Origin of the sequence: Parahoeflea olei (genome assembly GCF_001703635.1) — a bacterium.
Lineage (GTDB): Bacteria > Pseudomonadota > Alphaproteobacteria > Rhizobiales > Rhizobiaceae > Hoeflea > Hoeflea olei.
Genome location: NZ_LQZT01000001.1, coordinates 198,372 through 219,324, shown reverse-complemented (window position 1 = coordinate 219,324; position 20,953 = coordinate 198,372). Strand labels below are relative to the sequence as shown.

Sequence of the window (20,953 nt, the reverse complement as noted above, 5' to 3'; positions counted from 1 at the left end):
CCATGCCGGCGCCTACCGCTTCCCCCGTTCCGCCAGCCCGATCCCGCCCAGCACCAGCGCCAGCGCGATCACGTGGTAAAGGTGCAGCGTCTCGCCCAAAATCAGCACCGACATCAGCGTGCCGAAGATCGGCACCAGATTGATGAACAGGCCGGCGCGGTTGGAGCCGATCAGTTCGTTGCCCTTGATGAACATCACCTGCGAGACCAGCGAGGGGAACACGGCGGTAAAGGCGGCGACGGTCCAGCCGGTGGCGTCGGGGCGGATGGCGCTGCCGCTCGTGATCTCCCAGGCCGTGAACGGCAGCGAGGTCAGGAAGGCCGAGGCCGCCATCACCGTGATCATCGATTGCCAGTGCAGGTCCGGCTTGTAGCGCAGGCTTACCGTGTAGCCGGCGTAGCACAGCACCGCGACCAGCATCAGCGCATCGCCGCGATTGAGCTCAAGCGCGATCAGCCGGGCGAGGCTGCCGCCCGAGGCGGTCAGCGCCACGCCTGCGAGCGTGAAGGCGAAGCCCGCCACCTGCGCAAGGCTCGCGCGGATCCGGAACAGCAGGAAATTGGCGAGGAAGATCACCATCGGCACGCCCGCCTGCTCGATCGCCACATTGATCGCGGTGGTGTGGCCGAGCGCGGAATAAAGCAGGATGTTGAAGCCCGCGAAGCCCACCATGCCATAGCCTGCCAGCAGCGGCAGGTGGCGGCGGATCACGGGCCAGTCGCGTTTGACCTGCGGTCCGGTGAAGGCGGCGAGGATCGACACCGCCATCGCCCAGCGCAGCGAGGTCAGAAGCATCGGCGAGATATGGCCCACCGCGAGCTTGCCCGCCACCGCGTTTGCGCCCCAGCACAGGGTGGTCACAGTCAGGAACAGATAGGCGCGAATGATCAAGATGCGGATCCGGTCGGGGGCGGGCCGGGTGCGGCCGGTTTCTGGGGGAGGGGGCGGCCTTTTGGCGCAGTGGCCGGCGACCCCGCCCCCTGTTTGGTCACAAGCGTGACGATTGTCACGTAAAAAAGCGGGATCGGCACGCGCAAGGGTCGATTTTGGCCGGTCAAGTCTGTATGCATGCGCGGGTTTTGTTTTCCGGGCGCCCCGTGATGGGGCCTGCTGCCAAGGGGTTGTCATGGCAAATGTTGTTGTCGTCGGGTCGCAATGGGGCGACGAGGGTAAGGGCAAGATCGTCGACTGGCTCTCGGAGCGCGCCGATGTGGTGGTGCGCTTCCAGGGCGGGCACAATGCCGGCCACACGCTGGTGATCGGCGGCGTCAGCTACAAGCTGTCGCTGCTGCCTTCGGGCGTGGTCCGGCCCGGCAAACTCGCCGTCATCGGCAATGGCGTGGTGATCGACCCGCATGCGCTGGTAAGCGAGATCGACCGGCTCGCGGCTCAGGGCGTGGTCGTCAACGCCGAGAACCTGAGAATCGCCGACAACGCCACGCTGATCCTGTCGCTGCACCGCGAGCTCGATGGCTTGCGCGAGGATGCCGCGTCCAATTCCGGCACCAAGATCGGCACCACGCGGCGCGGCATCGGCCCGGCCTATGAAGACAAGGTCGGCCGCCGCGCGATCCGGGTCATGGACCTTGCCAATCTCGAAACGCTGCCCGCCAAGATCGACCGGCTGCTCACTCACCACAATGCGCTCAGGCGCGGGCTCGAACAGCCCGAAATCGCGTTCGAGACGATCCACGAGGAACTGACCTCGATCGCCGAGCGGATTCTCCCGTTCCGCGACACGATCTGGCTGCTGCTCGACAAGGCGCGCCGCGCCGGCAGCCGCATCCTGTTCGAGGGCGCGCAGGGCACGCTGCTCGACATCGACCACGGCACCTATCCGTTCGTGACCTCCTCGAACACGGTGGCCGGCCAGGCCGCCGCCGGCTCGGGCCTCGGCCCGGGCGCCTTGAGCTATGTGCTCGGCATCACCAAGGCCTACACCACGCGCGTGGGCGAGGGGCCGTTCCCGACCGAGCTTCACGACGAGACCGGCCAGTTCCTGGGCGAGCGCGGCCATGAATTCGGCACCGTCACCGGTCGCAAGCGCCGCTGCGGCTGGTTCGATGCGGCGCTGGTGCGCCAGGCGGTGGCCGTCAACGGCATCACCGGCATCGCGCTTACCAAGCTCGACGTGCTCGACGGGCTTGAGGAACTCAAGATCTGTGTTGGCTACGAGCTCGACGGCGAGCGCATCGACCACCTGCCGGCAAGCCAGGGCGCGCAGGCGCGGGTCACCCCGGTCTATGAGGTGATCGAGGGCTGGAAGGGCACCACGGTGGGCGCGCGCAGCTGGGCCGACCTGCCGGCGCAGGCCATCAAATATGTGCGCCGCATCGAGGAACTGATCGGCGCGCCGGTGGCGCTGTTGTCCACAAGTCCCGAGCGCGACGACACGATACTTGTGACTGACCCGTTTGAAGACTAGGTTAACGCCAACGCGCGAGAACCGAGCAAGAATGGATTGAACCAGGGCGAAACATGGCGGATTTTGTAGCAGTCATCCGGAAGGCGGTCGACAATCTGTCGGAGAATACGCCGGAGAACCGGAACAAGGTCTATACCAAGGCGCGGTCCGCCATCCGGCGCCAGCTGGAGGCGATCAATCCGCCGCCGTCGGACGAGGTGGTGGCCCGCCAGCTGGCCAAGCTCGACCAGGCGATCGAGGAGGTCGAGATCGAGCATGCCGAGGCGCTGCCGGCCGATCTCGACGAGACCGACGCGCTGATGTCCGAACTCGAATCGATGGTCGAGAAAAGCCCGGTCATCACTGATCCCGAACCGGCGCCCCGGCCCGCGCCGGTGTCCGCGCCGGTCAGCCGTCCGGCTCCCCCGCCGCCACCGCAGCCGAAGCCCGAACCGCTGGCGCCGCCCGCGCCGGCCATGGATGTCCGGCGTGAGCCGATCGTCGCGGACCCGTCCGCCCCGACCCCGACCCCGACCCCGTTCTCGACCAAGGCCCCGACCCCGGAAAAGGCGCCGGCTCCGGCTTCCGACGGGTTTCCCTCCTTCGACGAGGCCGCGGACGAGGATTTCGATCCGGCTCCGCAGGCCCCCGCTGCCGGCCGTCCGCAACCGGCGTCCCCGGCGCTCGTCGGCGATGCCCATGACGAGGTGTTCGGGCTTGGCCAGGACAGAAGCCCGCCGCCAGGCCGGCCGGCGGCCGCGCGCCGTCCCGCACGTGCCGGCGCCCGCCGTGCGCCCTCGGGCGGGCTGATCGCCGCCGGGGTGATCGTGCTTGTGCTGTGCGCGCTCGCCTTTGCCGGCTGGAGCTACCGCGACAGCCTGACCGCGATGTTCGGCTCCTCGGCGATCGACACGCCGGTGGCCGAGGACACCACCCAGCCGCAGCCCGAGGCCCAGCCCGAGAGCACCGAGGCGCCGGCCCCGGACACATCCGCGCCGACCGAAACCGCGGCGGCGGATCCCGAGCCCAACGGCAAGTTCAACCAGCGTCTCAATCCCGACGGCACCGAGGTCGATGCCGGGCCCGCGCCGGGCCCCGCCACCGACGACCCGGTCGAAGGCCGCTCGGTCGCCGAGCTGACCGAGCCCGGGGCGGCCACGCCTGCGGGCGAGGCGGGTGCGCCTGCCGAAACGCCGGCTGCCGGGGAGGCCGCGGCGCCCGCCGCCGAGCCGCTCGGCGTGGCGCAGAAGATGATCCTCTACGAGGAGCGCCTCGGCCAGCAGTCGCTGGAGGTCAAGCAGGGCACCGTGGTCTGGTCGCTGGTCAACGAGCCGTCCGATGGCGGCGGTCCCGACGAGACGGTGATTCGCGGCGAGATCAACAATCCCGACAAGGGGCTGTCGGCGCTGGTCACCATCAAGCGCAACACAGACCCGTCGCTGCCGGCGAGCCACATCATCGAGGTGGTGTTCGCGCTGCCGCCCGAATTCGAGGGCGGCTCGATCGACCAGCTGCAGCGTATCGCCATGAAGCAGACCGAGGCCGACCAGGGCAATCCGCTGATCGCGGTTCCCGCCAAGATCACCCAGGATTTCTACATGGTCGCGCTCAACGACCTGCCCGAGGCGCGCGAAACCAACACGCGGCTCCTGCGCGAGCGCAACTGGATCGACATCCCGGTGGTCTATGCCAATGGCCGCCAGGCGCTGATCACGCTCGAAAAGGGCGCCAGCGGCACCGAGGTGTTCAACAAGGCCCTCGACGCCTGGGACCGCGCCGCCCCGCAGAACTGACCGGCCTCGCCGCCGCTCCTGCCACCCTTGCCACCCCGATCAATCTCCCCCCTTGCGGGGGAGATGTCACGTGAGTGACAGAGGGGGGAGCCGTCTGGCTCTGCACCCCTTATTTTCCCCGCTCCGCGCCCGCCGGCTCACCCCCCTCTGTCGGCTTTGCCGACATTTCTCCCGCAAGGCGGGAGATAGGGGGCACTTTGCCGCGTCGCTGTTGATTGGATGGAGCTTGCCCGCGATCCTGTGGGCGCAGACACCCACGGTTTGAGGCAATCCCACGCAGCCGCCGCGCTCAATCTCCCCCCTTGCGGGGGAGATGCCACGTGAGTGACAGAGGGGGGCGTCTGGCTCTGTACCCGCTATTTTCCCCGCTCCGCGGCCGCCGGCTCACCCCCCTCTGTCGGCTTCGCCGACATCTCCCCCGCAAGGGGGGAGATGGAAGGGCACACCGCCGCGTCGCTGTTGATTGGATGGTAAGAGCTGGTGATCCCGTCGCGCATACACCTGCAAGGTCGAGGTCGGCCTCCCGCTCTGGCACCCGTGGCGTTCCACTTTTGCTTCGACGCCGTTTTCCTGGATGAGGTCATTGCCGCGCGCCCCGATCTCCCCCCTTGCGGGGGAGATGTCACGTGAGTGACAGAGGGGGGGACGCAGCCGTCTCGGAGCGTGCCACCGTTCCCGCCGGCGTCACTCGCAGGCGGTGGCGGTTTCCAGCGCGGCGGTCCGGTCGGGGGCGGGCAGCGCGCCGATCCGTGCCACGGCCGCGTAGAAGCGCGGGTAATCCCCCGAGCAGAGATCGAACAGCCGAAGGAAGTCGGCCGTGCGGTCGTTGTAGACCCCGGTCGCGGCCAGCTTGGCATTGTTGATCGGGCTCGCGAACCAGCCGTCATAGCCCGAAAACCCGCCCCAGCGCCGGTCGCGCAGGCTGCGGTAGCGGGCGCGCAGGCGCTCGATCGCGGCCGCTTTGGCGGCGCGCTTTTCGGCGGGGGCGGCAGTCCCGGCATAGATCCGGCCGAGTTCGCCGCGGGTTTCGGCGAGCAGCGCCAGAAACGCGGCATGGCGCGCCAGCCCCGCCTCGTAGCGCCTGAGCGCACCGGGGTCGCCCGCCGCGCGCAGCCATTTTTTCGTCCCGGTGGTTTCAACGGCGACGGCGAAGGCCTCGTTGAAGGCCGAATCGTCATCGACATAGACGCGCTGATGCGCGAGTTCGTGAAACACCAGCGCGGCCAGATAGGTCTCGTCCTGGCGTACCATGGTGGAGATCAGCGGATCGCTGGACCAGCCGAGGGTGGAATAGGCGGTCACGCCCGAGACATGGACATCATATCCCTCCGCCTGCAGCCGGGCCGCGGTCGCCACCGCCTTGTCGCGCGAGAAATAGCCGCGATAGGGCACGCAGCCGAACACCGGAAAACACCATGTCTTCGGCGCAAGCGAAAATTCCGGCGCGGCGAAGGCCACCCAGGTCACATAGTCCCGGCCGATCTCGGCATAGGAGCGGTAGCTCTGGTTGTCGGGCAGGTCGAGTTCGTCGCTGGCAAACTGCCGGATCGCGCTTGCCTGTTTCATCCAGGCCCTGAGCGCGTCGGGCGTCGACGGATCGGCGATCAGCTTGGCCACCGGCTTGCGCGCGGCCATGATCCGGGCATGGCCGTTGAGTGACTGCGCGTAATAGGAAACGCTCGTGCAGCCGCCGAGCGCCGCGGCGAGGCCGATCAGGAGCAGGAATTGCAAGACGATGCGCGTCACGGCGGATCCGGATTTCGGCGAACAGGATGGACGAGTGGTAGAGGGGGATGGGCGTTTGGGCAAGGGTGGGGCGCGGCGGGCCCGAATTGCTATGGATGTTTGGTGTGCCTTGCCGGTCCGTCCTGAAGGGCGATTTCGGCCCACAGCTGACATCCGCGCTTAGCGCAGGAAATGTCTGAATCGAGCCCAACTTGCTCAATCTTTCTGATGCAGCAAACTGCTTTAGAAGAGTTGGCGTGCAAGATAAATATTTGTGCGCGCAATAATTGAATCGGGCATTCAAGAGCGGTAAGGATATGCGAAAATGGCTAGTCTAGGACAAACTACTGCCGTACGCCCTCTGCCAATTCTCGTGGAGCGTAGGAAATATGGGATTCCTCCAATAGAGGAGGTCGTTTTAGGAGCAGATCTTTGAAAGCACTTTCAATTATTTTGGTTTTCAGCGCAATACTATTTTTTGCAGGCGGCGGCATCGCAACTTGGCAAGGCATGCTTGATGTAAATACTTATGCCCTTATCGGCGGTATAGTTGGCAGTGTAGCATCAACCATTGGTCTTTTGGCATTTGCGTCTCCCCGACTGACCGACAAAGATATGCTGTCAGTCGAAAGCAAATTAGTTCAAAGGTTAGCTGAAACAACTGCCTCCCTGAAGGAGTATGAGGGCAAAATTTCTGAAAACAAGGAGGAAATTGAGCAACTCCATCGAGATCGTCTCGAAATTGAGCTATTGGTAAGGCAAGCGAGCGTGAAGGTGTTTCTAGAGGAAAAGTTGCGCCGTCTCTCTGATGAAATCGAAGAACGTGTAGGAGCCGACAAAACATTATTTGACTGGTTGATAGAGTACGAGCAGACAAAAGCAAGTGTCGCCGAGATCGATGCAAAAATCACTGAGAGTGATCGAGCAGAACTGATTAGGGAAGTGGTAGGTCAGTTTGAACAATCGCAACGAAAGTTGTACTTAAACGTTGGCGTTGTGCGTCTTGATGTCTCCCCAGCTCTAAGGTTCACGGAGCAACTTGTCACGTCTTTGACTACCAGCTTTTTGATTGGGCGACGCTGACCAAATCAACGCAATTTTTGGCCGCGCAAAGTCTCTAATTCAAAGAGTATCGCTCTGGCGGGCAAAAATCACGAATTCTGCACTAGAAATCCGAGAACAGCCCTTGGCATCATGCCGACAAAGTCCGCATCACAGGCCTTCATTCAATTGCACCGAACTTCCGCTTCCCGCCCATCTCCGCCTTTCAATCCATCCCCCAAAATCCCCTCTCACTTTTCCCCACCTTTACCGCCCGTGCGATACTGCTTGCGCCTTCCGTCCACACGGATGGCCGGGGCCCACGGAGCCCGGGCCGACGGAGGGCGGCATGTTCCGGCGCGCGGGGGCCGTATCCGCGCACCGGACGCCTGTAAAGCCGAGACCCCGGCCAGCGCGGGGGGGCTTTTCCGGATCGGGGTGGATCCGGGCGATGGTGCCCAGCGTGAAAGCCGGAACCGGTCGTCGGGACCCCTTCACGGGCGTCCCTGACCGGCGGCGTCCGATCCCGGTGAGGCGCGCGGTCCGGCCGGTCCGCGCGCATGCGCCGGCGACACCCCCGGACGCCGGCCCGAGAAGTCCCTGCCGTGCGGGCCTTGCGCGGGTGGGAGAGGGCGGGTTCGTTCCCCGAAGGAGCGAACGCGACGACACCGCCCAGGGTTCTGGTCGAACGCGACAGGGGGGAGTGCCGGCTTGCGCCCGGAAGGCGCGAGCGTCCACTGCCGGCGGGGCGCGGGTGAAACGCGCCAAGCCCCCATACCCATGCCACACCTCACGGGCCGTCCGCCCGTGCCCCGCCAGTCCGGCCCGCCCGGACGCACCGCGAAGTTCCAAACCGTCGGCGATTTTTCGCGCGCGGGGTTTTGGCGCGCACTCCATTGGGTGTGGGGGATGATGAACGGCGTTGCCGTCCCCAATCTCCCCCCTTGCGGGGGAGATGCCCGCCAGGGCAGAGGGGGGTCTCGACCCGGTTTCCGTGCTTGTGGCGCCCCCCCCCCTCTGTCACCTGCGGTGACATCTCCGCCGCAAGGGGGGAGATTGCGGTGGCCGGCCGTCCGCCCGGTCCCGAAGGCGCCCTCCGCGCAACTCCCTCCGTCGTCATCCCGGGGCCCCGACCCCGGGATCCATGCCGTGATGCGTCTGCACGGTGCGGCGGTGAAGGAGGCGTCCCGGAATGGATCCTCGGCTCGGAGGCCGAGGATGACGAAGAAGAGAGCGAACCTTACGAGAGCAGCATCCGCGAACCCCGGCCAACAAAAAACCCCGGAAGCGGGGCGCATCCGGGGTCCATGTTCAAGCGATCGTGCTGGCGTCAGTCCGCGACCGACACCAGTGCCTTGTCGCGGGCGGCGGCGCTTTTCTGCACCGAGTCCTGCACCTTTTCGAAGGCGCGCACCTCGATCTGGCGCACGCGCTCGCGGCTGATGTCGAACTCGGAGGAGAGGTCCTCGAGCGTGATCGGGTCGTCGCGCAGGCGGCGTGCCTCGAAGATGCGGCGCTCGCGCTCGTTGAGCACGCCGAGCGCGTTCTTGAGCATGGCGCGGCGGTTCTCGAGTTCGTCCTGCTCCACCAGCATCTCTTCCTGGCTGTCGGACTCGTCGACCAGCCAGTCCTGCCATTGCCCGGATTCGCCTTCGCTGGCCTTGATCGGCGCATTGAGCGAGGCGTCGCCGGACAGGCGCCGGTTCATCGAGATGACTTCCTCTTCGCTGACATTGAGCTTGGTGGCGATCTCGGCCACCTGCTCGGGGCGAAGGTCGCCGTCCTCGACGGCCTGAATCCGGCTCTTGGCCTTGCGCAGGTTGAAGAACAACCGCTTCTGGTTGGCGGTCGTGCCCATCTTGACCAGCGACCACGAGCGCAGGATGTATTCCTGGATCGAGGCCTTGATCCACCACATCGCATAGGTGGCAAGCCGGAAGCCGCGTTCCGGGTCGAATTTCTTCACTGCCTGCATCAGGCCGACATTGCCCTCGGAAATCACCTCGCCGATCGGCAAGCCGTAGCCGCGATAGCCCATGGCGATCTTGGCGACCAGGCGCAAATGGCTGGTGACGAGCTTGTGCGCGGCCTCGGTGTCCTCATGCTCGAGGAACCGTTTGGCGAGCATGTATTCTTCCTGCGGCTCCAGCATGGGGAACCTGCGGATTTCGGCGAGATAACGGTTCAATCCGTTCTCGCCCGACGAAATGGTTGGCAAACTTGTTTGGGCCATCACAGCACCCCCTAATCCCGAAAGTCGGCTTCCTTGCGGCAAGCCTTAAAGCCCGGACCGAACATCGCATCCGGGCTTCGCCAGATGACATGTAATTGTGGCAAAAGACGGGTTCAAGAAGCAGCTATGATCACGCTCGCGTGATCCGGCCCGCGGGGGGCTGCGCTCAAAGCGCAGAGAGCGCCTGGCGCAAGCGCTCCATGTCCTCGGGCAGCGGCGCCTCGAAGCGCAGCGTCTCGCCGCTGGTCGGGTGCTCGAACACCAGCAGGAAGGCATGCAGCGCCTGCCGCGGGAAGGCGTCGACCACGGCGCGCGCCGCCTCCGGCAACCGGTTCGATTTGGTCCGGAACGCCCCGCCATACTCGGCGTCGCCGATCAGCGGATGGCCGATATGGGCCATGTGCACCCGGATCTGGTGGGTGCGGCCGGTTTCCAGCCGGCATTCGACCAGCGAGGCGGCGCAGGTGCTGTCGGGCTTTTCCGCATAGCGCTCGCACACCGTATAATGCGTCACGGCATGGCGCACGTCGTCGCCGTCGTCGGTGCGCACGGCGCGGCGGATGCGGTCGCGGGCACGGCCGAGGCTCGCGTCGATGGTGCCCCGGAGCCCGTCCGGCTTGCCCCAGACGATCGCCTGGTAGGCGCGTTCCAGCGGCCCGGTCAGGCCGTGGTCGGCAAACTGCTCGGACAGGTGGCGGTGGGCATGGTCGTTCTTGGCCACCACCATCACCCCGGTGGTGTCGCGGTCGAGCCGGTGGACGATGCCGGGCCGGCGCACGCCGCCGATGCCCGACAGGCTCGCGCCGCAATGGTGGATCAGCGCGTTGACCAGCGTGCCGGTCCAGTTGCCGGCGCCGGGATGCACCACCAGCCCGGCCGGCTTGTCGATGACGATCACGTCGTCGTCCTCGTGGAGGATCGCGAGCGGGATGTCCTCGCCCTGGGGCTCGGGATCTTCCGGGGCGGGCAGGGTGAGCTCGATCCGGTCGCCCGGATGCACCTTGTGCTTGGCCTGGGTCACGGCCGCGCCGTTGACGCTGACCTCGCCCGCCTCGATCAGCGCCTTGATGCGGCTCCGCGACAGCTCCGGCTCGAGTTCGCCCGCAAGCCAGGCGTCGAGCCGTCCGCCCGCGTCCTCGCCGGCCACCAGGCTGTGGCGGCCCTCGACGCCGTCATCGACGGTGTGGGCTTCCCTCCGCGGCTCTGCTTCGGTAAACGGGGTCGCGTTCTTCAAATCAAGGATCCGTCCGGCAAGGAATGATGATGTCGAAAACCACTGATGACGATCTCAACGAAAAGCCGCTTGATCCGGAAATGGAAAAGGTCCGGCGCAAGATGGTGCGGCTGCTGATCGTCTCGATCGGCGTCATGTTCGTCGGTCTTATGGCCGTGCTTGGCGCGATTGTCTACAAGTTCACGCAGGCCGATGCCGGTCCCGGGAGCGGCGGGCTCGTCGCCGGGGCGCCGCTCGAGGTGCCGTCGGATGCGCCGCTCGAGGCGGTGGCCGCGCTGCCGCAGGGGTTTGAAGTCGACAGCGTCTCGCTCGACGGCGCCCGCATCGGCTTCTTCGGCCGCGCCGCCGACGGTTCGCGCCGGCTGATGATCTTCGACCTCTCGGTCGGCCGCATCGTCGGCGATGTGGTCGTGATCAGCCGCTGACCATGGACCCGCAGCGGCGTCTCGTCCCGATCGCCGATCCGGCGGACCCGCGCATCGCCGAGTTCACGCAGATGCGCGATCGCGATCTCGCGGGCCGCGGCGACCGTTTTATCGCCGAGGGCCGGGTGGTGCTGCAGGCGCTGCTCGACGCCGAAGGCGCAGGCCGGCGCTTCGTTCTCGAAAAGCTGCTGCTGCTCGAAAACCGGGTCGAGGGGGCCTCCGACCTGATCGCCCGGGTCGATCCGGATTGCCCGGTCTATGTGGCCGGGCGCGACGTGCTCGACGCGGCGGTCGGCTTCGCCATGCATCGCGGCATTCTCGCCGTCGGCCGGCACCTGCCGGCGCCGACGCTTGCAGAGTTTCTCGACACGCTGCCCGATCAGGCGCTGGTGGTGGCCGCCTGCGGCATTGCCAATCACGACAATATCGGCGGCATCTTCCGCAATGCCGGCGTGTTCGGCGCCGATGCCGTGGTGCTCGACGGCTCCTGCTGCGATCCGCTCTACCGCAAGGCGATCCGGGTGTCGGTGGGGGCGGCGCTCAGGGTGCCGTTCTGCCGTGGTGGCTCGATTGCCGATCTGGTGGGCTCGCTCGCCGTCCACGGGTTCGAGATCGCCGGCCTGTCGCCCCGCGGAACCGCGCCGCTTGCAAGCTTCAGGCCGGGTCGCCGGCTGGCGCTGCTCGCCGGCACCGAAGGCGAGGGGCTGCCGGCCGACATCCTCGACAGGGTCAGCACCTTGCGCATCGAACAGGCGCCGGGCATGGACAGCCTCAATGTGGCGACCGCGAGCGGCATCGCCCTGTGGCATGTCGCGTCCAGCATGGGCCGCACCGAAGCTCTCTGAACGGTCCGGTCCGGCTGCAGCACAAATGGGCGGCGGGGGCTCGCGGCCTCAGCGGCCGGCGGCGATCATCTCATGGGCGCGGGCCGCCAGGGTCGGTTCCTTCGAGCCGGGCAGGGTCTGGCCTTCGCTGCCCTGGAGCAGCGCGTGCAGCCGCGAGCCTGCGCCTTCGCGGCTTGCGGTCAGTTCCACCATCATCGCCGCGACGGTGGCGATCTCGCGGCGCAGGGCGGCGTCGTTCTTGCTCTTGTCGGCCTTGAGCAGGCGCTCCACCAGTGCGGCCTGCCGGGCGCGCAGCCGGTCGATCTTGTCGTCCTCGGAGATGCCGTCCTCCGCAGCCGCAGAAGTGGGCTGAGGCTTCTGGGGCGCTGCGAGAGCGGCCGCGGGCGGGGCCGGCTGTGCGACCGGCGCGGGCGCGGCCGGCTCGGTGCGGGGCTCTTCGGTTGCTGCCGTAACCTCGTCGTCCGAGCCATGCCCGCGCGGCTCTTCCCCGGCGGGAGCGGGCGTCAGGTCGTCGTCCATGTCCGCGAGCGCGGCTGCCTCCTGCGCGGCGCGGGCGGTGTCGGTCGCCGACCGGGAGCCGCTGCGGACACCGCGCAACTGGTCGGAAAGCTCCCGGTTCTTCTGGCGGAACCGCTCGACTTCGGCGACCCGGCGCTCGAGCGCGTTCTCGCGATCGGTCAGCGCGGTGATGGTCCTGGCAAGCTTCTGCTCGGTCTGCGCCAGCCGCTCGCTGTTGCTCTTCAAGCGGTTTTCGAGATCGCGGTTGGCGGCTTCGGTTTCCTTGAGCGTCTCGCGCAGGGCCGCGCGCTCCTCGCGCAAGTCCCGGATCTGCGCCTTGAAATTCTCGGCTTCGGTGTCGAGCGTGGCGCGATCGATGCGCAGTTCCTCGATCTCCGTGCCGAGCCGGTTGATCTGGTCGTCGCGCTTGGCCATTTCCAGCTTGCGGGCCTCGGCAAGCCGGGTCGCGTCGTTGAAATGGCCGGTCAGGGTGGTGATGCGGATGTCACGCTCGGCGAGTTCCGCATTGAGTTCGCGGATGCTCGCTTCCCGCTCTTCCAGGGTGGTTTCGGTGGCGAGCTTTTCCGCGCGCAGCGTCACCAGCTCGTTGCTCAGCCGCTCGTTGCGCGCCACGCTGCCGGCCAGCAGGTCGCGGTTGCTCTTCAGGTCGATCGACAGCCGCGCATTCTCGGCGGCAAAGGCGGCGCGGGCCATGTCCTTTTCGGCGCGGATCTCCGCGGTCGACAGCGGCACGCTGGCGCGGATGCGCCGCTCGGTCAGGGTCACCACGCGCCGGTGGATAATCGGCGCGACAATGAGCGCCACCAGGGCGGCAGCGAGAAAACCCAACGCGAAGAGCAGGACAAACTCGATCACTTTCAATCCACAGTGTCACGGGCCACAGCGTCACGGGCCGGTCCGGATCCGCGGATCCGGCAAAACCTCGAGAGCTTTAAGCATGACCTTAACCAGTCGGCAAGCACATCCGGGTGGCTGGCGCCGGCCGGCAAGCAAAAAAGCGGCCCCGGAGAGCCGCTTCTGGCCGGGATCGGCCGTGAGGGGGCCGGCCGGGCGGGGCTGCCCGCCACGCCGAACCGGCGACCTGGGTCAGAACGGGTTCCAGGTCGGCGAGCGCGTCAGCTTCAGATAGCCGACATTGACCCCGAGCCGGGCGCCGACGCCGGTGCGGATCGGAACCACCACCACATTGTTGCGCTTGAGCACGGTCATGCCGAGGCCGGCCACCAGATAGGCCGAGCCGGAGACGCCGCCGAAGCGGCCATAGACGCCGTCGACGCTCGGCAGGTTGTAGACCAGCATCATGGTGCGGTTGCCGTCGCCGCCATAGTCCAAGCCGATGGACGGCCCCTGCCAGAACACGTCGTGCTGGCCGGCATTCTTGGTGTAGAGTTCGCCTTCGCCATAGGTCAGGCCGCCGATCAGCGCGCCGGAGGCTTCCTGGCCCAGGATGTAGCCGTTGGGCAGGCCGTAGGACTGGAATGCCTTCTCGACCAGCTTGGCGAGCCCGCCGGAGGTGCTGCCGAAGAAGCCGTGGCCCGCATCGACGATCTCCTGGGCGGTATATTGCGACGAACTGGCGCTTTGGGCCTGCGCGTCGGGGGCGGGCACGACCATCAGGAAAACCGACAGGACAAATGTGAATAGGGCGCTCGGGCGAAAGCGGGACGCAATCATGGGTCCACTCCATTTTGTGCACGGTTGATACCGCAGAGAAGATTTGAGCGTATTCTGGCGTCTCGATCTTAATAAGCAGTTTACCAAATGTGGTGTCTTTAGGGCGGAACGGATTGCGCAACAAGCAATTGGCGGGCCAGTCAGGCAATCGCGATGGCCAATGCTTGCGATTGACCGCGCCGCTTGCGATTGACCGCACCCGGTGCGATTTTCCATGGCACGTGATTCGGCGCGCGGCGCGCCCAAAGGAGATTTGGATGTCTAAGAACCTTAATCTGACCTTGGCGGGGCCGGACCTTGCGGCACTTCTGTGCAGCCGGGTCTGCCACGATATCATTTCTCCCGTGGGAGCGATCAACAACGGTCTGGAGCTGCTCGACGAGGGCGGCGCCGATGCGGATGCGATGGACCTCATCCGCACCAGTGCGCTCAATGCCTCGGTGCGGCTGAAATTCGCCCGCCTGGCGTTCGGGGCGTCGGGGTCCGTGGGTGCCTCGATCGACACCGGCGAGGCCGAGAAGGCGGTGATCGACTTCGTTTCGGCCGACAAGAAGACCGAAGTCAAATGGAGCGGCCCGCGCGCCATCATCCCGAAGAACCAGGTCAAGCTTCTGCTCAACCTGTTTCTGGTCGCCTATGGCGCAATCCCGCGCGGCGGCGAAATCGACGTGACGCTGGAAACGCCGGAAACCGATCCGAAATTCCGCCTGGCCTGCAAGGGCCGCATGGTGCGGGTGCCGCCCAAGTTCCTCGAGATCTATTCGGGCCAGGTGGAAGAGGCGATCGACGCCCACTCGATCCAGCCCTACTATACCGTGCTCTTGGCCCAGGAAACCGGGCTCGAGCTTGCCTGCACGGCCAATGCCGAAGAGGTGGTGTTCACCGCCCAGCGCCCGGCCGCGGCCTGATCCGCGCGGCCCCGGCGCGGGCAACATTCCGTTAAGCCTGTCTGATTACGGTTTGTTCGCTCCATTGCGCTATCTTGTGTCCACTGGTCGCGGATCGCTGATCCGGGACCGGGGGCACGAAGCAAAGGAGACCCGCCATGCGCCGCTTGATGATCGCCGATGATTCCGCCGTGATCTGCAAGGTTGCCAAGCGCATCCTCTCCGGGCTCGACTATCTCGTGATCGAGGCCTCGAATGCTGGCGAAGCGATGATCATGTGCGATGCGCAACTGCCCGACGTGCTGTGTGTCGATTCGGGCATGACCGGTGCTCTGGACCTGATTTCCTCGGTCCGGCAGATGGAGGGCGGCAAGGATGTGCGCATCTACTATCTGATGATCGAGAAGGAATTCAAGCAGATGATGGCGGGCAAGCGCGCCGGCGCCGACGACTTCCTGCTCAAGCCGTTCGACCGGCGCATCCTCACCGAAACCTTCGCGCCCTACGCCGCCGCCGCCTGATCGCAAAAGGTGGGGCAGGGGCCTCCGCGTCGGGGCCGCGACCCTTGGCGGGGCATTCGGAGATGTGAGCGCAAACGAAAAACCCGCCGGATCCGGCGGGTTTGTGCGTTTTTGGGTCTCGTCGGATGCCGCGCCGGGATCAGGCGCTTTCGAGAATGTCCCGCTCGTCGGGCTCGCGCAGCACATAGCCGCGACCCCACACGGTCTCGATGTAGTTCTTGCCGCCCGCGGAGGTGGCGAGCTTCTTGCGCAGCTTGCAGATGAAGACGTCGATGATCTTCAGTTCCGGCTCGTCCATGCCGCCATAGAGATGGTTGAGGAACATTTCCTTGGTCAGGGTCGTACCCTTGCGGAGCGAAAGTAGCTCCAGCATCTGGTATTCCTTGCCGGTCAGGTGAACCCGCTGGGAACCGACTTCGACGGTCTTGGCGTCGAGGTTGACCACCAGGTCGCCGGTGGTGATGACCGACTGGGCGTGACCCTTGGAACGACGCACGATGGCGTGAATGCGTGCGACGAGTTCGTCCTTGTGGAACGGTTTCGTCATATAATCGTCGGCGCCAAATCCGAGACCGCGAACCTTGTCCTCGATGCCGGCCATGCCGGACAGAATCAGGATCGGGGTCTTGACCTTGGACAGCCGCAAGGTCCGCAGGACCTCGTAGCCGGACATGTCCGGCAGATTGAGATCAAGCAGGATGATATCGTAGTCGTAGAGTTTGCCGAGATCGACACCTTCTTCGCCCAGATCCGTGGTGTACACGTTGAAGCTTTCAGACTTCAGCATCAGTTCGATGCTCTGAGCTGTCGCGCTGTCATCCTCGATCAGTAGAACCCGCATATTTATCCCCTTTTCCGCCGCCGCAAGGTCGTTGAGATCCAGTCACGCGTCACGGATCCAGTCGTTGCCTGATTTGGAGGCTGCCATGGAATGGTTAACAAATTCTGATGGGGTTTTGCAACCGCTATCGAGATGTTAATTCTTACTGGCATACTCCTGATTTCATTCCTTAAAATTTGCCTGGATCTCTTGATGTGTCACATCAAAAAAGATGTCCAAGTGATTCAAAGGACTCCGGAATGACGGGCGGAAAAATCATGTTTCCTGTTTACCCCGCCTTAAACCATGACCCGTATTATTAACGATGCCCGTAAACGAAAGGTTACCACGATCTGCTAAAAGTTAACGTCGTGGTCATGTTTCCAAAATCGGGACTGGCGAATGTGCCGGGACAATGAGTTCAGTAGCCGGGATCTCGCATCACGGGAGTATTGCGTATGAAGCCACGTGAAAGCCACGTTCGCCTGAAGCAGTTTCAGGTCAATGAGAAAACCCGCCAGCTCGGACAGATCCAGCTGATGATGGCGGAAATGGAAAAGATGGCGGCCGAACTGGAGTACCAGATCGCCGCCGAGGAGAAGAAGGCCGGAATCACCGATCCGACCCACTTCGCCTATCCGACCTTCGCCAAGGCAGCCCGCCAGCGCGCCGACAACCTGCAGACGTCGATCCGCGAACTGAAGGTTCAGCTCGACGCCGCGGAACTGGCGCTCGAGGAAGCCCAGGCGGAGTATGAAAAGGCGGCGGCGCTCGAGGAACGTGACGCCGGGCATCGCTCCAGCCGCGCGGTCTGAGCGCGGCCTTTGGTTCGGCGCGGCCGCAAGGCCGGGAGGCGGGCAGGCGTCAGCCTGTGTCCGCCCGCCGAACCGCATGATGACACCAGGAAAGGCCCGGTCGGTCGCGACCGGGCCGTTTCGCGTGACCGGGTCACGTCTTGCGGTCAGATCACCACGTCGCGCCAGTCCGGATTACGTTGCGCCTGGGCCTTGAAAAAGGGGCAGAGCGGAATGATCTTCCAGCCGCCCGCCCGCGCCGCCTCCACGGCATGGGCGGCGAGCGCCTGGCCGACGCCCTTGCCGCGCAAGGCATCGGGCACGCCGGTGTGATCGATGATGATGAGTTGGGGCGAGGTGCGGGAATAGGTCATCTCCGCCTCAACACCCTCGAGCGAGGCGACATAGCGTCCCCCCGTGGGGCCGGTTTCTTCGCTGATCTGCATCTGCTCCGCCTGTCGTTTGCCATTCATGGGTTCAGTCGGATATGGAGGGGACGGGCGCAGCGTCAAGCCGCGGATGCGGGCGGGCACGCCTCGAGCCATCCCCTGCGCCGCCGGTTTGTGGCCGGACGGAAAGGTGCAGGGAGGACGGGAATGCGGTTGATGCTCGCTGCGGCGCTGGTCCTGTCGGCCCTGTTCTTCGGGCTCGGGATCGTGCTGCCGCTGGTCCGGTTCGAGACGCTCTACCTGTTCGACCAATCCCCCTCGCTGCTGGGCGTGGTGGCCGCGCTCTGGTCCGGCGAGGACCGGCTGCTTGCGCTGGTGGTCGCGCTTGTCTCGATCGCCTTTCCGGTGATCAAGCTGATCGCGATTTCCGCCGAGGCCGTGGGCGGCGGATCCCGCTCCGGCCTGGCCGCACGCCTGCTGCCGCATCTGAGCCGCTGGTCGCTGATGGACGTGGTGCTGGTGGCACTGGTCATCGTCGCGGCCAAGACCGGCGGCCTGGCGAAAGCCTTCTCCCAGCCGGGGCTTTGGTTCTACGCCGCCTCGGCGCTCACCGCGGCGGTCGCGCATGGCCTTGCCGGCCGGCTTGCCCGCTCAGGACAGGACGGCGCACCGCCCGGCCGCTGACGCGCATGCACGACGCCAGCCGGACCTGCCGGCTGGCGCGAAAGGCACCGGGTCTGCGGCCGAGGAGGCCGGGAATGGGCGAAACGGGAGAGGAACCTGAAGGCGGCTCAGTGGCGGTATTGCTGGATGCGCGTGGTGCGCAGGCCGGCGAGACCATGATCGCTGATCGACGACTGCCAGGAGAGGAATTCCTCCACCGTCAGCGTGTAGCGTTCACAGGCTTCCTCAAGACTCAACAGCCCGCCGCGGACAGCGGCAACCACTTCAGCCTTGCGCCGGATAACCCATCGGCGGGTGTTGGCGGGGGGCAAATCTGCGATGGTCAACGGACTGCCGTCGGGGCCGATCACATATTTGACTCGGGGTCGTACCATATCGGTCATTGGACTCTCTTACACACTCAAGACCTGAGACCTGACCCTACAGGCTCGAGTTTAAAAATTGCCTAAAGGCTCGGCAAGGTTTTGGTAAGTTCTGACCCGGAACGGGACACTGCGCCGGGGCCGGATCGGGGGCAGAACGGGGCCGCGCCGAAGGCGAGATCGGGTGCGGAAGAAGCCCGGGCGCGACTGGCGCGCAAGGCACCTTGTTGCGCCGGCCCCGAGGCCCTATAAAGGGCGTGTCCGCAACGGACGGTCTGAAACCGCTTGATCAGCGCCTTGAACGCTTTTGATTGCCGGGGAAAACAGTGAACAGTCTCGATTTTGACAAGGACCCGCGGGATACGCGGGTGGTGGTCGCCATGTCGGGCGGCGTCGACAGCTCGGTGGTGGCGGGTCTTCTCGCCCGCGAGGGCTACGATGTGCTCGGCGTGACATTGCAGCTCTATGACCACGGCGCCGCCGTGCACCGGGCCGGCTCCTGCTGTGCCGGGCAGGACATCGACGATGCCCGCCGGGTGTGCGAAACGCTCGGCATCCCGCATTACGTGCTCGACTATGAACAGCGCTTCCGCGAGGCGGTGATCAACCCGTTCGCCGAAAGCTATGTGGCGGGCGAAACGCCGATCCCCTGCGTGGCCTGCAACCAGACGGTCAAGTTCGCCGATTTGCTCGCCACCGCGCGCGATCTCGGCGCCGATGCGCTGGCGACCGGGCACTATATCCGCTCGCGGCCGAACCCGTCGCCGGACAATCCCGGCCGGCGGGCGCTCTATCGCCCGGTCGATGCCGACCGCGACCAGAGCTATTTCCTGTTCGCCACCACCCAGGACCAGCTCGATTATCTCAGGTTCCCGCTCGGCGACCTGCCCAAAGCGCGCACCCGCGAGCTCGCCGCCGAAATGGGCCTCGGCGTCGCCGCCAAGGCCGACAGCCAGGACATCTGCTTCGTGCCGCAGGGCAAATACGCCAACGTCATCGAGAAGCTCAAGCCCGATGCGGCGCTGGCCGGCGAGATCGTGCATATCGACGGCCGCGTGCTCGGCGAGCACCAGGGCATCGTCCACTACACCATCGGCCAGCGCCGCGGCATCGGCGTGGCGATCGGCGATCCGCTCTATGTGGTGCATCTCGATGCCCGCTCGCGCCGGGTCATCGTCGGCCCGCGCGAGGCGCTCGAAACCCGGCGGCTGATCCTGCGCGACGTCAACTGGCTGGGCGATGGGGCGCTCGAAAGCTTCGGCGCGGACGGGCTCGAATGTTTCGCCAAGGTGCGCTCGACCCGGCCGCCGCGGCCGGCGATCCTGCGCGCCATCGACGGCGAAATCTCGGTGGAACTGGTCGAGGGCGAGGCCGGCGTGGCGCCGGGCCAGGCCTGCGTGCTCTATTCGGCCGCCGGCGACGAGGCGCGCGTCTATGGCGGCGGCTTCATCGACCGCTCGGAGCGGTCGGCCGCGGCGGAAGCCATGCTGTCGACGCTGTTGCGCCCGGCCGCCTGACGGGCGCGCCGAGGCGGTTGGGAAGTCCGGCCGCGCACCTGCCGCCGGATCGGGGGAGGAGGACGTGCGGCGATGAGCTATCTGCTGATCGTGCTGGGATCGGTCGTCTCGGTTCTCGGCATCCTGTTTTCAGCCTCGGGGGAGCGCCACCGGCTCAACCGGGTGAGCCTGTTCGTGGTGTCCCTCGTCATCGCCATCGGCTTGCTGAGCCTTTTCAACAGCTACCTGTCCGCGCGGTCGGCGCAGGCGCGCAATGCCGAATTGTCCGCAAGCCTGGAGACCGCCCAGGAAATGCTGCGGATCGAGCATCTGGATCTCGCCAAGGGTCTGGATTTCTTCCGTTTCCTGATCGAACTGCCGGATGAGCGGGTCGGCCGCGAGGGGCCCGCCGCGGCCACGCTCCCGTTCGTCTCGAAGGCGGCGACGCCGCTGTTTCCCGCGGGCGCAGCGGGTGCCGAGATCGGGCGGATCGGCATCGACATCGGCGAATGGATCTCGCGTCACTACCGCTTCAGCCAGCATCCTGACGGCATGCTGGTGGAGGAGACGGCATCGTCGGACGGACCGGAGGAGCGGCAGACCTATGTCTCGATGCTGGACGCCTGCGCCTTCGTGCCGCCGGACAAGCCGTGCGAACTCGCCGACATGGGCGGCACGGCGACATGGCGCGAAAGCATCGACGTGTTCGGCACCGGCCAGACCATCAGCCTCGACAGCGGCCAGATCGCCGCGCGCATCGTCTCGGCGCTGCAGGACAACCGGCAGGTCGGCGCGATGCTGATCCCCAATGCGCTGGCCGGCAAGGGGTTCCTGGCCCGCCGCGAGCTGGTGCGGTTCTACACCGAGGGCATGCATTACGGGCTGCTGTTCTTCCAGGATTATCCCGACAAGGCGGTCCGGGACATCTGCAACTACGTCTTCAGCTATCCGGTCGCGTTCGAGCGGCTTGAGCGGCCGGAGGAGCTCGCCACCCATCCGCTGCTTGCCGCGGCCAATCCCGACACCGATATCGCCGGCGTGTTCCGGATCAGCGGTCCGGTCGAGCTCAGCTTCTGCCGCGCGCCCTACTGAGGCGGCCCGGGCCGT

The 20,953-nt window shown here is 65.8% G+C and carries 20 protein-coding genes; 11 read left to right on the top strand and 9 right to left on the bottom strand.

Annotated elements, in window-relative coordinates:
- Window positions 1–12: 12 nt before the first annotated feature.
- Window positions 13–891, bottom strand: a complete 879-nt coding sequence (locus tag AWJ14_RS01035) for a DMT family transporter (RefSeq protein WP_066173686.1) — start codon at window positions 889–891, stop codon at window positions 13–15.
- 235 nt (window positions 892–1,126) lie between these two features.
- Here AWJ14_RS01035 and AWJ14_RS01030 point away from each other — a divergent pair, with 235 nt between their 5' ends.
- Window positions 1,127–2,425 carry an adenylosuccinate synthase gene (locus AWJ14_RS01030; RefSeq protein ID WP_066173683.1) on the top strand — a complete coding sequence of 433 codons (1,299 nt, stop codon included), beginning with the start codon at window positions 1,127–1,129 and terminating at the stop codon, window positions 2,423–2,425.
- Between the two features lie 53 nt (window positions 2,426–2,478).
- Complete coding sequence (locus AWJ14_RS01025; protein WP_066173682.1) at window positions 2,479–4,197, top strand: hypothetical protein; 1,719 nt, start codon at window positions 2,479–2,481, stop codon at window positions 4,195–4,197.
- Window positions 4,198–4,881: 684 nt separating this feature from the next.
- Here the strand turns inward: AWJ14_RS01025 and AWJ14_RS01020 are convergent.
- On the bottom strand, window positions 4,882–5,943 hold the full coding sequence (locus AWJ14_RS01020) for an aminopeptidase (protein WP_066173679.1): 1,062 nt from the start codon (window positions 5,941–5,943) through the stop codon (window positions 4,882–4,884).
- Window positions 5,944–6,354: 411 nt separating this feature from the next.
- On the opposite strand from AWJ14_RS01020, the gene AWJ14_RS01015 reads away from it, so the two are divergent.
- On the top strand, window positions 6,355–7,005 hold the full coding sequence (locus AWJ14_RS01015) for a hypothetical protein (RefSeq protein WP_139112488.1): 651 nt from the start codon (window positions 6,355–6,357) through the stop codon (window positions 7,003–7,005).
- A 1,288-nt stretch (window positions 7,006–8,293) separates the two neighbouring features.
- Here AWJ14_RS01015 and rpoH read toward each other — a convergent pair.
- Both rpoH and AWJ14_RS01005 read right to left on the bottom strand, forming a co-directional pair.
- Entirely contained in the window at window positions 8,294–9,196 is a 903-nt protein-coding gene (gene rpoH / locus AWJ14_RS01010; RefSeq protein ID WP_066173672.1) for an RNA polymerase sigma factor RpoH, read from the bottom strand.
- 166 nt (window positions 9,197–9,362) lie between these two features.
- Window positions 9,363–10,346 carry an RluA family pseudouridine synthase gene (locus tag AWJ14_RS01005; RefSeq protein ID WP_139112506.1) on the bottom strand — a complete coding sequence of 328 codons (984 nt, stop codon included), beginning with the start codon at window positions 10,344–10,346 and terminating at the stop codon, window positions 9,363–9,365.
- Window positions 10,347–10,459: 113 nt separating this feature from the next.
- On the opposite strand from AWJ14_RS01005, the gene AWJ14_RS01000 reads away from it, so the two are divergent.
- Window positions 10,460–10,855, top strand: coding sequence for a hypothetical protein (locus AWJ14_RS01000; RefSeq protein ID WP_066174758.1), 396 nt, complete (start codon window positions 10,460–10,462; stop codon window positions 10,853–10,855).
- A gap of 2 nt (window positions 10,856–10,857) precedes the next feature.
- Complete coding sequence (locus tag AWJ14_RS00995; protein ID WP_139112487.1) at window positions 10,858–11,700, top strand: TrmH family RNA methyltransferase; 843 nt, start codon at window positions 10,858–10,860, stop codon at window positions 11,698–11,700.
- A 48-nt stretch (window positions 11,701–11,748) separates the two neighbouring features.
- Here the strand turns inward: AWJ14_RS00995 and AWJ14_RS00990 are convergent, their stop codons facing one another.
- Both AWJ14_RS00990 and AWJ14_RS00985 read right to left on the bottom strand, forming a co-directional pair.
- Window positions 11,749–13,074, bottom strand: coding sequence for a hypothetical protein (locus AWJ14_RS00990; protein WP_139112486.1), 1,326 nt, complete (start codon window positions 13,072–13,074; stop codon window positions 11,749–11,751).
- A gap of 231 nt (window positions 13,075–13,305) precedes the next feature.
- Window positions 13,306–13,833: a DUF1134 domain-containing protein gene (locus tag AWJ14_RS00985; RefSeq protein ID WP_245304084.1), complete on the bottom strand. Its 528-nt coding sequence runs from the start codon at window positions 13,831–13,833 to the stop codon at window positions 13,306–13,308.
- 317 nt (window positions 13,834–14,150) lie between these two features.
- Between AWJ14_RS00985 and chpT the strand changes: the two genes are divergently transcribed.
- On the top strand, window positions 14,151–14,801 hold the full coding sequence (gene chpT, locus AWJ14_RS00980; RefSeq protein WP_066173660.1) for a histidine phosphotransferase ChpT: 651 nt from the start codon (window positions 14,151–14,153) through the stop codon (window positions 14,799–14,801).
- Window positions 14,802–14,938: 137 nt separating this feature from the next.
- Window positions 14,939–15,301 carry a response regulator gene (locus AWJ14_RS00975; protein WP_066173658.1) on the top strand — a complete coding sequence of 121 codons (363 nt, stop codon included), beginning with the start codon at window positions 14,939–14,941 and terminating at the stop codon, window positions 15,299–15,301.
- Window positions 15,302–15,440: 139 nt separating this feature from the next.
- Here the strand turns inward: AWJ14_RS00975 and ctrA are convergent, their stop codons facing one another.
- A complete protein-coding gene (gene ctrA / locus AWJ14_RS00970) occupies window positions 15,441–16,142 on the bottom strand; it encodes a response regulator transcription factor CtrA (RefSeq protein ID WP_035528030.1) in 702 nt (233 codons plus the stop codon).
- Window positions 16,143–16,579: 437 nt separating this feature from the next.
- Between ctrA and AWJ14_RS00965 the strand changes: the two genes are divergently transcribed.
- On the top strand, window positions 16,580–16,936 hold the full coding sequence (locus AWJ14_RS00965) for a flagellar export protein FliJ (protein ID WP_066173655.1): 357 nt from the start codon (window positions 16,580–16,582) through the stop codon (window positions 16,934–16,936).
- A 146-nt stretch (window positions 16,937–17,082) separates the two neighbouring features.
- Here the strand turns inward: AWJ14_RS00965 and AWJ14_RS00960 are convergent, their stop codons facing one another.
- Window positions 17,083–17,361 carry a GNAT family N-acetyltransferase gene (locus AWJ14_RS00960; protein ID WP_066174757.1) on the bottom strand — a complete coding sequence of 93 codons (279 nt, stop codon included), beginning with the start codon at window positions 17,359–17,361 and terminating at the stop codon, window positions 17,083–17,085.
- Window positions 17,362–17,511: 150 nt separating this feature from the next.
- On the opposite strand from AWJ14_RS00960, the gene AWJ14_RS00955 reads away from it, so the two are divergent.
- Complete coding sequence (locus AWJ14_RS00955) at window positions 17,512–17,988, top strand: paraquat-inducible protein A (protein WP_066173652.1); 477 nt, start codon at window positions 17,512–17,514, stop codon at window positions 17,986–17,988.
- Window positions 17,989–18,095: 107 nt separating this feature from the next.
- On the opposite strand, the gene sciP is transcribed toward AWJ14_RS00955, so the two are convergent.
- Window positions 18,096–18,371 (bottom strand): CtrA inhibitor SciP, encoded by a 276-nt coding sequence (gene sciP / locus AWJ14_RS00950; RefSeq protein ID WP_007198764.1) that lies wholly within the window; start codon window positions 18,369–18,371, stop codon window positions 18,096–18,098.
- Window positions 18,372–18,676: 305 nt separating this feature from the next.
- On the opposite strand from sciP, the gene mnmA reads away from it, so the two are divergent.
- Together mnmA and AWJ14_RS00940 are read left to right on the top strand one after the other, a co-directional pair.
- Complete coding sequence (gene mnmA, locus AWJ14_RS00945; RefSeq protein ID WP_066173647.1) at window positions 18,677–19,867, top strand: tRNA 2-thiouridine(34) synthase MnmA; 1,191 nt, start codon at window positions 18,677–18,679, stop codon at window positions 19,865–19,867.
- A 72-nt stretch (window positions 19,868–19,939) separates the two neighbouring features.
- Complete coding sequence (locus AWJ14_RS00940) at window positions 19,940–20,938, top strand: hypothetical protein (RefSeq protein WP_066173644.1); 999 nt, start codon at window positions 19,940–19,942, stop codon at window positions 20,936–20,938.
- Window positions 20,939–20,953 lie beyond the last annotated feature (15 nt).